This window comes from Natrinema soli (assembly GCF_028618695.1).
In genome coordinates, this window is record NZ_JAQIVI010000397.1 from 1 (window position 1) to 14,527 (window position 14,527).

The window sequence follows — 14,527 nt, forward strand, 5'->3', positions numbered from 1 at the left end:
GGGATCGAGGCGGTCAAGGCCGCAGGCGGTCGGACGATCGCCCAGGACGAGGCGACGAGCCCCGTCTTTGGCATCCCTTGTCGGGCGATCGAAACGGGCTGCGTCGACGCGGTCGCGCCCGCCCACGGCATCGCCGACGCGATCGTCGACGCGTTCACGACGGACGGTGAGACCGATGACTGATTATCTGACAGACTTCGTTCAGGAGAGCGAAGAACGAATTACGGAACTGAACAACGCCTTGCTCACCCTCGAGCGGGATCCCGACGACGAGGAGGCGATGGAGAACATCTTCCGAATCGCCCACACCCTCAAAGGGAACTGCGGGGCGATGGGGCTGGGTGCGGCCAGCGACCTCGCCCACGCGATCGAGGATCTGCTCGACGCCGTTCGCGGGGACGAAATCGACGTGACGCCGGAGCTGATGGACGTCGTCTTCGACGGCGTCGACGAGCTCGAGACGTTGGTCGACGAAGTCGCCGCGACCGGCGAGATCGAGACGGATCCGTCGGCGACGATCGAGGCGCTTCGAACGCACCTCGAGGACGCCGAGAGCGAGGCGGCAGCCGGACTCATCGCGCCCGCGGCGGCCGAGATCGACGACGTGTGCTCGCGGTTCGAGCCGCCGGCCGACGACGGTCACGACGTCTATCTCGCACGGCTCGCCATCGCCGAGCGAGAGGGCGTCAACAACGGCGAGCTGGTCGTCGACGCGTTAATCGACGCGTTCGATCTGATCGGGACCGATCCGCCGCGCGAGACGATCGAGGCCGCGGCGTACGGCGACCACTTCGACGCCGTCTTCGCCACTGCGGTCGGCGAGAGCGCCATCTCCTCCGGTCTCGATCCGGTCGAAGAGGTCGCGGACTTCGAACTCGTCGACGTCTCCGATCGGTTCGAGGCCGCCGACGAGGCGGCGCCGACGGCGGATCGGCTCGCGGACGCGGCCGAACGGGCTGACGATATTTCGCCCGAGGAGGCCCAAGATCTCGAGGTCGATGACCTCCTCGACGAGTTCACCGCATTCGACGACTTGGACGAGATGGTCGAGGACATCGGTGACGACGAACTCGAGGTCTTCGAGAACATGGGCGAGGCCGGCTCGTTCGACGACCTGTTGGAGGAGGACGATCTCGAGGCCGAGCCGAGCGACCCACCGGCAACGCCCCTCGACGAGGCCGACGACGACGCGACTCCCGGTTCGGAGGCGGCGACCGACGACGGTTCCGATACGGCCGAAGCCGACGACGTCGACGACGCCAGCGCGGTCTTCGACGAACTCAAAGACGAGGTCGAAATGGTCGGCTTCGACGAGTTGCAGGACGAACTCGCGGAACTCGAGTTCGACGAATTCGACGACGAGGACGAGGTCGATATGGACGAACTCCTCGGCGATGATGTCGGCGACGACGCGTTCCTCGCCGGCGAGGAGCCGTCCGAGAGCGCGGTCGACGACATACTGGTTGATGCGGAGTCGCACGAGACTCTCGCTACGGACGCGGCCGATGACGAGGACGAGACCGATGCACCCGGTGTCGACACGACGGCAGCCGTCGGCGTGGACGAGGTCTCAGTGGCGGATGACAGCGGCCTCGAGCCGGCGACCGAGCCGGACGAGGAAATGATCGACGATGACGTGGCCGCTGCTGAAACGGACGATGATGTGGCTGGCGGACCGGACGACGCGATCGAGGCCGGACCCGCGCCCGATCCGGTCGACGAGTCCGAACCGACGGACTCGAAACCCGACGTTTCCAGCGACGACCCGGTCGATACAGCCACGGCCGAGGACGACGCAACGGCCGACGAGGCTCCCGTGGGGGACGTCGCCGCAGCTGACTCGGCTCTCGATGACGCTGTCACAGACGAGCAAATCGTCGATGAACAAGATGCGGACGGCACAGTCAGCGACGATACCGATGAAACCGACGCCGACGGAGTTGATGACGATACAGCCGACGACGGTATCGCCGCGGCTGACACCGCTGACGCCGAACCGATCGGCGACGCTGGCGAGTCCCCGACAGCCAACGATGCAATCGAAACCGAGTCGACCGACGACGCTACCGTCGAAAGTGACGATTTCACCCTCGAAACCAACGAAACCGGCGACGATGTCGAGCAAGACACAGCTGCGGACGATGACACCGTAGCCGGCGGTTCCTTCGGTGCTGACGTCGAAGCGGAGTTCGAGCCGACAGCGGCCTTCGGCGACAACCTCGAGGAGGCGACGGACGATTCGGACCCGTTCGATGACGAGGATGAGGGAACGTTCGAAGGCGATACGCTCGACGACGACACGTTCGGCGACCCCGCGGCCGAGTCGGCTGATTCCGATGCGGACGACGACTTCGAAAGCGAGTTCGGGGACGTCCTGTCCGATGACCTCGACGACGAGGCGTTCGCCGGAACCGCCGAGTTCGACGTCGGCGGTGTCGACTTCGACTCGCCCGCCGCGTCTGGGGAGAACGACGACTCGAGCGGCCCGTCGGCGGCGTCGTTCGACGACGATACGGCCGATTCGGATGCCGACGCGGACGACGAAGCGGTCGTCCGGATCATCGACGAACCCGAATTCGAGCGTCCGGAAATCGACATCCCCGAGTCGAGCGAGCGGCCCGACGCCGACGCCGAAACCGACGAAATCCAATCGGTCAGGGTCGACGTCGAACAGATCGACTCGCTGCTCACGCTCGTCGAGGGACTGGTGACGAGCCGCGTTCGACTCCGGCACGCGGCCGAGGCCGACGACGACGGCGACGACGCCCTCGAGACGGAACTCGACGCGCTGTCGGACCTGACGACCGATCTGCAGGAGACGGTCATGGACATCCGCCTGGTGCCCCTCGAGACGGTGACGAACCGCCTGCCGCGGGTCGTCCGCGACATCGCCCGCGATCAGGACAAGGCAGTCGAATTCGAGATGACCGGCGAGGACGTCGAACTCGACCGGAGTATCCTCGATCGGATCGGCGATCCGCTGATCCACCTGGTCCGCAACGCCGTCGACCACGGGATCGAACCGCCGGAAGACCGAGCGGAAGCCGGGAAACCCCGCGAGGGTACGGTCGAGGTGCACGCTGAACGCGCGCGCGATCGCGTGACGATCACGGTCGAAGACGACGGTGCCGGACTCGATCCCGACCGGCTTCGCTCTGAAGCCGTCACGTCCGACGTCCTCGACGAGGAGGAGGCGACGGCGATGTCCGACGACGAGACCTACGACCTCATCTTCCACCCCGGCCTCTCGACGGTCGACGAGGTGACCGACGTCAGCGGTCGCGGCGTCGGAATGGACGTCGTCAAGCGGACGGTCGAAGACCTGGACGGCACGGTTTCGATCGACAGCGAGGCGGGCGAGGGGACGACCGTCACGATGCGGCTCCCGGTAACGGTCGCCATCGACGAGATCCTGTTCGTCGAAAGCGGCGGCGAAGAGTTCGGGGTCCCGACCAAGGCCGTCCAGGACATCGAGTCCGCCGGGGCGATCGAGACGGTGGACGGCGAATCCGTCCTTCCCGGCGACGGCAGCGACTATCCCGTCGTCTCGCTGGCGGACGTCCTCGAGACGCCGACCCCCGGCGCGAACGGCGACGGGATGGTCGTTCGGATCCGCGGCGAGGTCCGCGACGTCGCGTTGCACTGCGACCACGTCCACGGCCAGCAGGAGGTCGTCGTCAAGCCCTTCGAGGGCTTCATGAGCGGCGTGCCGGGGATAAGCGGTGCAACGGTCCGGGGACGGGGAGAGGTAGTCAACATCCTTGACGTGACGACACTATGAACGAACGCAACCACCCAACCCTACGGAGGAATCCATGACGATGATGGTCGACATTCGAAAGCTGAGCTTCATAAACGAAATGGCGAAGGTCGGGACGAACGGCGTCGCCGATAACATGAGTAAACTGACCGGCGAAGACGCCCAGATGGAGGTGACCAAGACGAACTTCATCGACGTCGACGACATCGGGTCGCAGCTCGACGGCGGGAAGCGGGTCGGCGTCCGCGTCCGACTACTGGACCCGCCACACGGACATATCCTCATCCTCTTCCCAGAGGCGAGCGCGAAGAAGATCACGGCGATCATGCTTCGCGACGTCGTTGATGACATGGGAGACGTCTCCGGCAAGATGGCTCGCAGCGCCGTCGAGGAGATGGGGAACATGATGGCGAGTGGCTTCATCGACGGCTGGGCCGACGTGCTCGGGCGCGCGATCGATATCGCCGCCCCCCAACTCGTCTACGCGCCGACCGGTGACATCGTCACCCGGACGGCCGGGCTCGGTGGCGACGACCTCGCGCTGTTCTTCGACTCGGACCTGTCGGTCCCGAGCTACCAGATCGAAGCTGAAATCTACGCGTTCCCCGACCTCGAAGAGTTCGTGGAAATGGTCAACGGTATCGAAGTCCACCCCGCATGAAACTCGACGTCAACGCGCTCGGCACGTTCTACCGAATGGCTCGAGAGGGGGCCGGCCTCGCGGCGGGCCGACTCACGCACATGCTCGGCGTCGAGACGCAACTGGGCGTGACGAAACTCAACTTCATGCGGGGCCAGGAGATCCGGCGCGATTTCGAGGACTCGACCGAGAAGGTCGGCGTCCGGGTCAAGCTGACCGGCGCGATCGAGGGCTACTCGGTCGTCGTCTTCGAGCGCGAGAACGCGTTCCGTATCGTCGAAACGCTACTCGCGGAAGCGGATCCCGACGCAGACGTCGACGCTGACATCGGCGAGATCACCGAGTTCGACGAGATGACCGAAAGCGCCGCGACCGAGGTCGGCCACATCATCAACAGCGGCTTCATCGACGGCTGGGCCGACGTGCTCGAGGCGGTCATCGACGTCTCGACGCCGGAGTTCGTCGAGGGGCGATCCGCCGAACCGTTCTTCGGGAATATCGACGAAGCCCCGGGCGACGACGATCTCGCCTTGCTCTTCCAGAGCAGGATCGAGACCGTCGGCACCGAGGTCGGATTCAGTCACTACCTCTTCCCGAAACGCGAGTCAATGGCGACGCTCCTCGAGCGATTGCGAACCAGCGAGGGCATCGAATACGACAAACTCGACGGCTTCGATCGGATGGCCGAGCGGGGTGCCGAGGAGGTCGCCAAGACGGCGACCACGCTGACGGGGATCGACACCAGCGTCGAGATCCGTCGGCTCAACTTCGTCTCGCTCGAGGCGATTCCGGAACAGGTAGCGAACGAGAAACTCGTTGGCGTCGCCTTCGAGTTCGATGGAATGCCGAGCGGCTATCTCCTCTTCCTGTTCGACGAGGAGTCGGCCCACGAGATCGTCGACGCGATGGTGCCGATGGAGGTCGACGAAGACGGCTTCGGCGAGATGGGAACCAGCGCGATCAAGGAACTGGGTAACATCATGGCCAGCGGCTTTCTCGACGGCTGGGCGAACGTCCTCGATACGACGATCGATCACTCGCCGCCGGAGTTCATCCACGATATCGGAGCGGCGGCCGTCGACCCGGTGATCATCCAACTCGGCGAAAATCAAGACTTCGCGTTCGTCTTCGACACCGTCGTCATGGCCGACGGCCGCGAGTTCGACTGCGAAGTGTACGCGATCCCCGACGAATCGGACCTCGAGCGGGCGCTAAACAACCTCGACGTCGATCGGATCGAGGAGGCCCCGACGACGGCGGAGTTTCAGGAAGTCGATACCACATGAAGACCTACGGTACCGAACCGGGCGCACCGACGCCGGTCCAGGTCGGCATCTCGGAACTGGTCGTCAGTGACGGCGACGACACGCTCAAATCCTACGGACTGGGTTCGTGCCTGGCCATCGCGCTGTACGATCCCGGATCGGGAATCGGCGGGCTGGCACACGTCATGTTGCCCGACGGCGACGCCGCGGATAACAGCGACCGCAAACCCGGGAAGTACGCCGACACGGCGATCCGCGCATTGCTGCGCCGGATGGTTGAGCAGGGTGCCAACTACACCACCGTTGAGGCGAAGATCGCCGGCGGCAGCGATATGTTCGAATTCGAGAGTTTCGGGGAGGGCGTCGGCCAGCGAAACATCGCCGCCGCGAAGAGTGAACTCGAGAAGCTCGGCGTCCCGCTCGAGGCGGAAGACGTCGGTGGCGAATACGGTCGGACCGTCGAGTTCACACCGGGAACGGGAGCGCTCACCGTCAAGACCTCGGACGGCGACAACGGAGTGACGGAACTGTGATCGGCGACGGCGGTGGCGAGACGGATACGATCTCCAACGACGCTGCTGGCAACGGGTCCGACGCTGACGATGGGGAAGCAGCCGACGGTGACGATGCGTTTACCACCCTTCTCGAATTCGTCGAGGAGGAGCTGGCGTTTGCGACGAGCCACTACAACGACAGCTATCTCGATCGCCGCGTTTCCTCCCGAATGCGGCGCACCCAGAACGACAGCTACGCGACGTACTTCGAAACGCTTCGCTCCGATCCGGACGAACAGGACGCGGTCCTCGAGGCGCTGAGCATCAACGTCACGGGGTTCTTTCGCAACCCCGACGTCTGGGCCGGAATTCGGACGATCCTCCGGCGGCTCTCCGAGACCGCGGACACGGTCCGGGTCTGGAGCGCCGCGTGTGCCGACGGCCGGGAGCCGTACTCGGTGTCGATGCTCGCCCACGACGACCCCGAAATCGACGAGTCGGCCGTCTCCGTCCTCGGGACCGACATCAGTTCCCCGGCGCTCGAGACGGCACGCAACGGCGTCTACGAGGAATCGCGGACCATCGATCTGGACGAGCAACTCTCCTTTCTCGACGACTATCACCGCTACGTTGACGTCGACGGTCGGACCTACCGGATCGGCGACGCCGTGAAACGATCCGTCCGCTTCCAGCGCCACGATCTGATCAACGACGAGCCGAAGTCGGGATTCGACCTCGTCATCTGTCGCAACCTGTTCATCTACATCGACAACGCGTACAAGGAGCCGATGCTCGAGACGATCGCGCGGTCGCTTCGACGGGACGGCTACCTCGTCATCGGCAAGGCCGAGACGATTCCGCCGACACTCAAGTCGGCATTCGACGTCCGCGAGGCGCGCCTGCGAATTTACCAGCGAGAGGGTGACGGTTCGGACGCTGACCGACCCGACGGGCGTCCGAACTCGAACTCCGAATTCTAACGAACTTGCGGCCGGCGTCGTGACCGAGCGGTTGGTCGGGCGCAAAACGAGATCGAAACGATACGGGTTCGCGAGATGGAAGACAACCAATCGTTACATGATGGTCCGCCGAATACGTCCGACGAATGCCTTCGCTCGACCTCGATGCGTTCGTCGCCCGCACCGCGGCGGTGGTCGATTCCTCGCCGCCCACCACTCTGCGGGAGACTCGAACGTGGCTCGTCGAGCCCTTCCTCGAGACGCTCGGCTGGGCCGTTCGCGCCGAGTCGTGCGTGACCGATCGGATCGTCGACGACGTTCGTCTCGAGTACGTGCCGACCGTCGACACGGTGCCGGGCCTATTCGTCGCCGCCGAGTCCGCGACTGACTCGCTCGAGGAGTCGCGAGCGAACGCCCTCCGCCGGGCGATGGCGTGGACGGGCGTCGACCGCGCGATCTACACGAACGGCCGTCAGTACCTCCTGCTGGCCGGAACGACGGACGTCGAATACCACGCACTCGAGCGCGCCGAACTCCCCGCGCACGAGTCGGTGATCGCCGACTATTCGCGTGCGGCGGTCGGACAGCGACTCGGACGAGACACCCGGACCCACGTCGCCAGACGGCTCGCGGTCGAGCACCCCATTCTCGTCGAGTCGATCGCCGACAGACTCGCGGACGCCACCGGGCAGGGTGACCGCTATGCTGCCGAGTTCGAAGCCGCGACCGACAGGTTTCTCGATCGACTCGTCGTCGCGTTCACCGAGGACGGAGGTGCGCCGCCGGACGACGCCGCGGACGTCTCGATCCGGTTCAGCGAGTCGACGATCAGCGAGGACGAGTCGCCGAGCGAGCGGGCCGTCGACGCGGACTCGAGCGCGGATACCGATCTCGAGAGCGAGACGGACAGTCCGGATGCGACCGGCAGCGCCGACCGACCGAAAGCCACCGCTCGAGACGGGGACTCGGCCCGGCCGACGGCCGATACGGAGACGGATGACGACAAAAAACGGGAACGAGAAGGCGACGAGGACGGCGAATACGTCGTGCGATTCTTCAACGATCGGAGTTCGATCGGCGCGATCGGCCACTCGACGGCTGCGGGGGCGCTCGTGGAGGCAGCCGACTACCTCCTCGAGCGCGGTCTGTCCGGCGTCGAGGTCCCCTGGTCCCCGGATGAGGGCGAGCGAACGGTTCTCAACGCCGACCCCACCCGCGCCGACGACTCGCCCATGGACGCCCCGGAACGACTCTCGAACGGCCTCGTTCTCGAAACCGCTGGTGACGTCGACGAGCGTGCTACTCGTGTCGAAGCGCTGGCCGCTCGAGCGGGACTGCGAGTAATGTTGACGGGAGATTGGGACTAATGTTATCCTGTTAGAGAGTCGAATCCGATACCAATTCTCGAATTTGATTGATCGAGTATGTGTCAATCAATACTCGATATCGACTGTGACGATTGTGATGACGGCTCGATCAGCGTTACATGTCCACTCATCACTGCTATTATACACATCATCCCATGCATCATCGTAGTCTGAGTCTATGGCTTCGACAGTGACAGTGTCAATATCGTCGTAGGTAGTTCGTGTTCGATCAGTTTCAGTCATCGTCACCCCGAGTCCACCGCTGCTCTGTATCGACCGATTCTCTGAGTCGGTTTTTATGAGAGAGATGACTGCTGCACCGTCTTCACGACACGTAAGTGAGGGTCGTTTGAGAACAACGCTTCCCTCTCCATCAGACCGGAGGACCCCACCGCCTTCGTATGCGATCGTATCTGATCCCGATTGGTATGTGAACTCACCGAGGTTGACCTCCTCGTCGATCTTGCTAGAGGTAGATTTGATCGTAACAACTGTTCCGCTATCACCAGTTGTAATCGTTCCCTCTCGAAGCGAAAGTTCACCATACCGCTGCTCGATTCCATCGTGTCGGAGTACGTCATCAAAATTATCCGAGAGCGAGACCATCGCTCGCTCGGCGTTTTGCAGTTGTTCGCCCTCTTGGTATTCGGTCATCGCCTGCATCCCGAACGTCGACAACAACGCGACGGAGACGATGATCGTCGCGAACACGAGCATGAACGCGATCATATCCGATACGGCGCGCTCGCCGCTCTCTGGTTCGGTGGTCGATCCATCTTGGCTCGAGATCATCAGCTCCCCTCCGTGATCGAAATATTCCCGTTGTTGTTCCTGTTATACTGTATCTCGATGGTCCCGCCAGTGGCTTCTCCCTCAAGGCCTGCGTCGGTCTCGATTGGAACGTAAACGACAGCATCTGCGCTGTGCGCCGTCAGTTTCAGGCAGTCGGTCGAACCGTCAAGCAACGGTCCGGTACATCCCTCCCGTAACTCGACCATGTACCTCGAGCTTGCTGCCCGTCGTGGATGGTTGACAGTAGCATTGACGGTCGTGTTCTCGTCCGCAATCTGATCCACGTTTCCGATTTCATCGGCGAGCCGTTCGCCGATTGTCTCGAGGGATGTCTCCGCGCTGTGATCCGACTCCGTCTCCAGCATCGTACTGGCACTCGTCAATAACATGGCGATGAGGATCGTCGTGATCCCGATCGTGAGGACGTGCGTGACGGAGATCGACACCGCGCGATCCCCGTCGGAACGGGGGTTGATCATGGGCCCTCCGTGAGGCAGTCATCCGCTTCGATCATTCGTTCCTGTTCGTAACTGAGGCCGTTCGAATCGTACGTGATCGTGATGTTCGTACTCGATAGATCCGGATCAGCATCATCGACGCTAATGTTCACGGCTGTCGCCGTTGACTCGGCCGTCGCGTTCCGATAGGCGGTATTGAACGCGGTGATATTGCCCGTGAGATCCTTATCACCTCTTTCGAGGACACAGGCGACACCCTGTTCGATCTCGAGTTCGGTGACCGTGGCATCGGTCGCACTCTGGCTTGACGGCCCCGACGAGAGAGTTTCCGTGTAGAGGACGCCGTTGAACACGACGACGATCCCGAGAATGATGAATGCGAGGGTGATCGCGCCGATGAGGATAACCTGACCACGACTCCGTTCGTCGGCTACCATACGATCACCCGCACTTCGACCACGTTGTAAATTGGTCCGTCGCTGTCATCAATATCGTCTATTGTCGCTTCCGCCGAACTGTCCTCGTTAATATTCGAAAGCTCCCGCTTATCGCTTCCAGTTGCATTCTGATCGTCATACAGCGTGACGGTATAGCTCGCCGTCACGGCACCCGAGGAAGGATTCCCCTGATAGACGAGTCTCTTCTCGTCATCGTTCTGGGAGTGGAGTTCGACGTTGTAGCTCCATCCCTCTCCGAATCGGCCCTCTAAAATGGCGCCCAATTTAAACTCGTCTTGGAAATAGCCTTCGCTCATGTCGTAGGTCGAACCGTCAGCCTCTTCGAAGCCATTGTGTCCGTCCCAGTGTCGAACCATGTACGAGAGGTTTCCTGCTTCGCCCCCCTCAGCCGTCGCGGCGACGACTAGCGCGTCCTGCGTTTCCTGTTGAATTTGGGCCTGGACCGACCGATCAGCTAATCCGCCCGTCGACGGCGTAATAACGGCTGACTGTAACGCGAACAGGACGGCCATCAACACGACCATCGCACCGATGAACCCCTCGAGGGTGTAGGCCTGACCGCGCTCAGTATCAGTAGTCTGTTTTCGAGTCATCGAATCACCACACTCTCACTACGAGTCGGCAGGCTGGTGTGCAGATGTCTGTGTTTGTCGTGACAATTCGTGCAGCGCTCGCTGCCGGTTGATCTGAATAGTGTTCACCACCAGCTAACTTCTCCCCATTGGTGTCCTTGACGGGCACGCTACCGTTTATCGGGACGACGCTTACATTGACATTGTCGTACACGGTATCGTCACTATCAGGACCATTTGCTCGTAATCCGAGTTGAGCGGCCAGGTTTGGGCCGGTATAGCTCTCATTGAAGGCTGAACTATTGAGTTCGTTCGGTGTGTCAGTCGAAGCATTGTGGACGATCCGGTCCGCGATTCGATCCGCCTGTGCCGTCTCGGCCCCACTGACCGACGAGTCAAACGGCGTTACGACCGACGGGAGAAACGAGAAGACGAATGCGATCGCTAACAGAAAGACGCCGATTCCGATGGCGAAGTCCTGCGTCGTCTGGCCCCGCTCGGCCAGCGAAACGTTGATGGTTCGTGGCCGCCGGACTCGAGTCCGTTCCTCTTTTCGTTCGTTCGTTCCGTTCCCGATCATCTTAGGCCACCAACATCCAGCCGATGAGTGCGATCGACGACAGACCGATCGCGTACTTCAATCCGCTCAACAGGTCTGCATCCCGGATGTATCCACAGATGAATCCGGAGATGATCGCCTGCAGCGTCACCGCGTGGAAGAACAACACCGACAGCATGTCGACGTCGATGTTCTCGCTGAGGTTGGCACCCTGCATCGCGCCGCCGCCGGCGCTACCGGTACTGGCCTCGGTACCGCTACTGCCGGCGTTGAGACCCGCCATCGTGTCGATGAACTGCGTCTTGAGGATCGCGATCACCGCCAGCACCGTCATGAACGTCATGATGATGATCACGATCTGCATGCGGGTCCGGGACTTCCGTTCGCGTTCGATATCGTCGTGGTTCTCGCTCGCAGTCGCGGCCGTCCGAAGCACGTCCGAGATCTGGTTCGACGCTTCCTGGGCCTCAGTGATCAGTCGAGTCGTCCGGGCGAGTCGGGGAATGTGGTACTTGTTGTTGAACTCGATGAGCGCCTCCTTCAGGCTCGTCCCGTAGTTGACCTTCGTGTGCATCATCTCGAACTCACGAGCGAGTTTCCCGTTCGTGGTATCGGAGACCGACTTGAGCGACTCGAGCAGGGTCAACCCGGTATCGTTCGAACTCGAGAGCTTCCGCAGGTCCTCCGAGAGCTTGTTGACGACGGAATTACGGTGGCGAACGTTCCACTCGCGGAAGATCGAGAGCGGGATCGCCGTGATGTAGAGGGGGAGATAGACGTAGATGAACGTCCCCCAGATCGGCCTGTCGAGCATCCCCTGCCAGGAGGTGGGAGCCGACCCGGTTACCATGGCCGTCACGACGATGACCAACACCATTGGCACGGTCAACGCGAGCGTCACCAGGGGATTATCTCGGAAGAAGAGGTGTGGCTTCCGCAGCACCTCGAGCGTTTCATAGGTCCCCTCCCGGTTCTTGACCCGGTCGAAGACGCTGTGCTCGCCGGTGAACTGCTCGACGAGTCCGAGGCTCAGTAATCCGCCTTTCTGCCCGGTTTCGGTCCGTTTACTGGTATTTCCCATCGAGAGGTAGCCGTCGCCGGGCTCGTCGTGCTTGACCGTCGACACGAGAACGAGAAACCCGACGCCGATCATCGGAATTAGCCCGTAGACGACCATGTAGAGCATCTGGTCCGTCACGTTCGCGTTCGGTATCATCTTCATGACGACCATGATGATAATCAACAGGAGCGGGAACAGCGACAGCGTCATGTACATCTCGCCGAACAGTTCGAGCGTCTCGAGGGTGAGCTCCTGTTCCTGCTTCGCGGTGCGCATGTGCTTTTCCTTCTTGTCTTCGAGGAAGCTCTCGATGTCGCCGCCGCTGTTGACGATCGAGAGCATATCGGTCAGGAACTGCGAGAGGTCGTCGCTGGGCGTCTGGAGTGCCTGTTTTCGGATCGCCGTCCGGTAGTCGATATCGAAGTACTCGGTCTCCTTGACGATGCTCTGGAACTCCTTTGCGACCTCGCCATAGGTGTCGTCGGCCTGGGCCATCGCCTCGATGATCTCGAGTTGGTTCAGGCCGCCGACCGACAGGGCGTACATGAACGAGACCGAGTCGGTCATCAGCATGTTGATCTCGCGTTTGCGGGCCGAGGCGCGCGAGTAGGGAATCGCGACCATCGAGCCGAACCCGATCGCGAAGCCGATCGAGCCGAACACCAGCCCGGTGAAGAAGACGACGGCCGGTACTCGAAGCAGTTCGATGATACTGAGGAGGAGTCCGTGACCGACCGGAATACCGATAAGCGCCTCGTTCGAGAGGAGACCGATCGCGAAGATGCCGTAGCCGAGCATCAGGCCGACCAGCCAGAGACTCAGGCCGCTGATGAACCCGATTCCGATCGCCCGTGAGAGGTAGAGTTCTACCGTATCGCTCATCCGGGCCTGCGCGAGCTTCGTCTCGACGTCGGCGACGAACTCGCTGTCTTCGCCGAACAGGCGATCGTAGACCGGGTAGAACCGGTCACCCAGCGCGTCGGAGCTGGCCGACATACCTGAGCCGCCACTGTCGTCAGTTTGCAGACTCATGCGTCGTCCTCGTCGGTTCCGTCTTCGGTGCCGTCCGCGTCGGCTTCGTCGTCGAAAATTCCGGTGTTGCCGTCCGTCGGCTCGTCGTCGGAATCCGTCTCGTCGTCTCTGAAGATCGACCCGTCGTCACCCGTCTCGCTCCCGTCGAACAGCGACCCGTCGTCATCGTCGGCTCCGTCCTCGTCGTCGCCGAAGATGGAGCCGGATCCGCCGCCGAATATCGAGTCGCCCTCGTCGCCACCGATTGCGGCGTCGGTATCCGTATCGGAAGGGGTATCAGGTTCGGCGTCAGTGCTATCGTCGGCATCGGTGTCGACGGTGCCTCCAGAATCGGTGTCGGCGTCGGCACCGGTATCGGTGGCGTCGTCGACCGCTGCCGGTTCGCCGGTTGCCGCCTCCGTGCCGTCGTTCGCGTCGTCAGCCCCGTCGTCCCGCGGATCCGAGGTATCGTCATCGATATCGATCGTCGGCGGTTCGGTGTTCGACTCGTTCCGATCGGAGGCCGACTCGCTGTCGACATCGAGCGTCGGGGTCTCCGGTCCGTCCGCGTCGCTCGAGGCCGATCGGCCGGTATCGACGTCGCTCGAGGCCGCCGAGGTGGTATCCGGCTCGTCGAGCGCTGCATCGAATTCGTTCGCCGGCTCGTCGTCGGACGAATCCGGATCGAAGATCGAAGCGAGGTCGTCCTCCGGGAACATCGAGTCGAAGCCGGAAGTATCCGGTTGGGCGGTCGTCGTCTCCTCACTGTGCTCCGTTCGGCTGGCGTCGGGATCATCGAGTTCGTCGATCGTCTCGCCCATATCGTCGAAGAGTCCGCCCAGATCGCCGTCCTCGGCGTCGTCGGTCGGGAGTACCGTCGACTCGTGGTGGGTCGAGTCCGCTCCCTCACCGTCTGCTCCCGCGGGCGGACTCGAGGCAGCCGACCGATCCGCTGTCGTCTCCACCTCCCCACCGGCCGCTGGCTCGGGATCGGCCGTCTCAGCTTTCATCGCCGATTCGGCATCCGCCGCTGTCGAGGGCTGTGAACCGCTGTTCGGGGCGACGGCGTTCCCGGGTTCGTCGGCAGTGTGTGCCGGCTCGACTGCAGTCGAACGACCGCCGGCGTCGGACG

The 14,527-nt window shown here is 62.5% G+C and carries 13 protein-coding genes and 1 pseudogene; 7 read left to right on the forward strand and 7 right to left on the reverse strand.

Annotated features, from left to right (window positions below; translation table 11 throughout):
• The 7 genes from PGX04_RS21930 to PGX04_RS21960 all read left to right on the forward strand — a co-directional run.
• Nucleotides 1–183, forward strand: a 183-nt coding sequence (locus PGX04_RS21930) for a chemotaxis protein CheB (protein WP_273740441.1), incomplete at its 5' end; no start/stop codon positions are given.
• Nucleotides 176–3,781 (forward strand): chemotaxis protein CheA, encoded by a 3,606-nt coding sequence (locus PGX04_RS21935; protein ID WP_273740442.1) that lies wholly within the window; start codon nucleotides 176–178, stop codon nucleotides 3,779–3,781. The genes PGX04_RS21930 and PGX04_RS21935, both read left to right, overlap by 8 nt.
• A 34-nt stretch (nucleotides 3,782–3,815) precedes the next feature.
• Nucleotides 3,816–4,421: a chemotaxis protein CheC gene (locus PGX04_RS21940; RefSeq protein WP_273740443.1), complete on the forward strand. Its 606-nt coding sequence runs from the start codon at nucleotides 3,816–3,818 to the stop codon at nucleotides 4,419–4,421.
• On the forward strand, nucleotides 4,418–5,686 hold the full coding sequence (locus tag PGX04_RS21945) for a chemotaxis protein CheC (RefSeq protein WP_273740444.1): 1,269 nt from the start codon (nucleotides 4,418–4,420) through the stop codon (nucleotides 5,684–5,686). Before PGX04_RS21940 ends, PGX04_RS21945 begins: the two co-directional genes overlap by 4 nt.
• Entirely contained in the window at nucleotides 5,683–6,198 is a 516-nt protein-coding gene (locus PGX04_RS21950) for a chemotaxis protein CheD (protein ID WP_273740445.1), read from the forward strand. The genes PGX04_RS21945 and PGX04_RS21950 overlap by 4 nt, the downstream gene beginning before the upstream one ends.
• On the forward strand, nucleotides 6,195–7,139 hold the full coding sequence (locus PGX04_RS21955; RefSeq protein WP_377043223.1) for a CheR family methyltransferase: 945 nt from the start codon (nucleotides 6,195–6,197) through the stop codon (nucleotides 7,137–7,139). The genes PGX04_RS21950 and PGX04_RS21955 overlap by 4 nt, the downstream gene beginning before the upstream one ends.
• Before the next feature lie 125 nt (nucleotides 7,140–7,264).
• Nucleotides 7,265–8,485 carry a hypothetical protein gene (locus PGX04_RS21960; RefSeq protein ID WP_273740446.1) on the forward strand — a complete coding sequence of 407 codons (1,221 nt, stop codon included), beginning with the start codon at nucleotides 7,265–7,267 and terminating at the stop codon, nucleotides 8,483–8,485.
• 66 nt (nucleotides 8,486–8,551) lie between these two features.
• On the opposite strand, the gene PGX04_RS21965 is transcribed toward PGX04_RS21960, so the two are convergent.
• The 7 genes and pseudogenes from PGX04_RS21965 to PGX04_RS21995 form a co-directional block, all read right to left on the reverse strand.
• Entirely contained in the window at nucleotides 8,552–9,277 is a 726-nt protein-coding gene (locus tag PGX04_RS21965; protein ID WP_425498457.1) for a DUF7289 family protein, read from the reverse strand.
• Nucleotides 9,277–9,756, reverse strand: a complete 480-nt coding sequence (locus PGX04_RS21970; protein ID WP_273740448.1) for a DUF7266 family protein — start codon at nucleotides 9,754–9,756, stop codon at nucleotides 9,277–9,279. The genes PGX04_RS21965 and PGX04_RS21970 overlap by 1 nt, the downstream gene beginning before the upstream one ends.
• Nucleotides 9,753–10,172, reverse strand: coding sequence for a hypothetical protein (locus tag PGX04_RS21975; RefSeq protein ID WP_273740449.1), 420 nt, complete (start codon nucleotides 10,170–10,172; stop codon nucleotides 9,753–9,755). Before PGX04_RS21975 ends, PGX04_RS21970 begins: the two co-directional genes overlap by 4 nt.
• Nucleotides 10,166–10,786, reverse strand: coding sequence for a DUF7288 family protein (locus PGX04_RS21980; protein WP_273740450.1), 621 nt, complete (start codon nucleotides 10,784–10,786; stop codon nucleotides 10,166–10,168). Before PGX04_RS21980 ends, PGX04_RS21975 begins: the two co-directional genes overlap by 7 nt.
• Nucleotides 10,787–10,790: 4 nt before the next feature.
• Nucleotides 10,791–11,345 (reverse strand): DUF7287 family protein, encoded by a 555-nt coding sequence (locus PGX04_RS21985; protein ID WP_273740451.1) that lies wholly within the window; start codon nucleotides 11,343–11,345, stop codon nucleotides 10,791–10,793.
• A gap of 1 nt (nucleotide 11,346) precedes the next feature.
• Entirely contained in the window at nucleotides 11,347–13,416 is a 2,070-nt protein-coding gene (locus PGX04_RS21990) for a type II secretion system F family protein (protein WP_273740452.1), read from the reverse strand.
• Nucleotides 13,413–14,527, reverse strand: a pseudogene (locus tag PGX04_RS21995) (secretion system protein E); the annotation flags it as partial. The pseudogene PGX04_RS21995 and the gene PGX04_RS21990, both read right to left, overlap by 4 nt.

Bases quoted from the DNA above. Each gene is read 5' to 3' on its own strand.
- PGX04_RS21935 (WP_273740442.1), top strand. From the start codon at position 176: ATGACTGATTATCTGACAGACTTCGTTCAGGAGAGCGAAGAACGAATT.
- PGX04_RS21940 (WP_273740443.1), top strand. From the start codon at position 3,816: ATGACGATGATGGTCGACATTCGAAAGCTGAGCTTCATAAACGAAATG.
- PGX04_RS21945 (WP_273740444.1), top strand. From the start codon at position 4,418: ATGAAACTCGACGTCAACGCGCTCGGCACGTTCTACCGAATGGCTCGA.
- PGX04_RS21950 (WP_273740445.1), top strand. From the start codon at position 5,683: ATGAAGACCTACGGTACCGAACCGGGCGCACCGACGCCGGTCCAGGTC.
- PGX04_RS21960 (WP_273740446.1), top strand. From the start codon at position 7,265: ATGCCTTCGCTCGACCTCGATGCGTTCGTCGCCCGCACCGCGGCGGTG.
- PGX04_RS21965 (WP_425498457.1), bottom strand. From the start codon at position 9,277: ATGATCTCGAGCCAAGATGGATCGACCACCGAACCAGAGAGCGGCGAG.
- PGX04_RS21970 (WP_273740448.1), bottom strand. From the start codon at position 9,756: ATGATCAACCCCCGTTCCGACGGGGATCGCGCGGTGTCGATCTCCGTC.
- PGX04_RS21975 (WP_273740449.1), bottom strand. From the start codon at position 10,172: ATGGTAGCCGACGAACGGAGTCGTGGTCAGGTTATCCTCATCGGCGCG.
- PGX04_RS21980 (WP_273740450.1), bottom strand. From the start codon at position 10,786: ATGACTCGAAAACAGACTACTGATACTGAGCGCGGTCAGGCCTACACC.
- PGX04_RS21985 (WP_273740451.1), bottom strand. From the start codon at position 11,345: ATGATCGGGAACGGAACGAACGAACGAAAAGAGGAACGGACTCGAGTC.
- PGX04_RS21990 (WP_273740452.1), bottom strand. From the start codon at position 13,416: ATGAGTCTGCAAACTGACGACAGTGGCGGCTCAGGTATGTCGGCCAGC.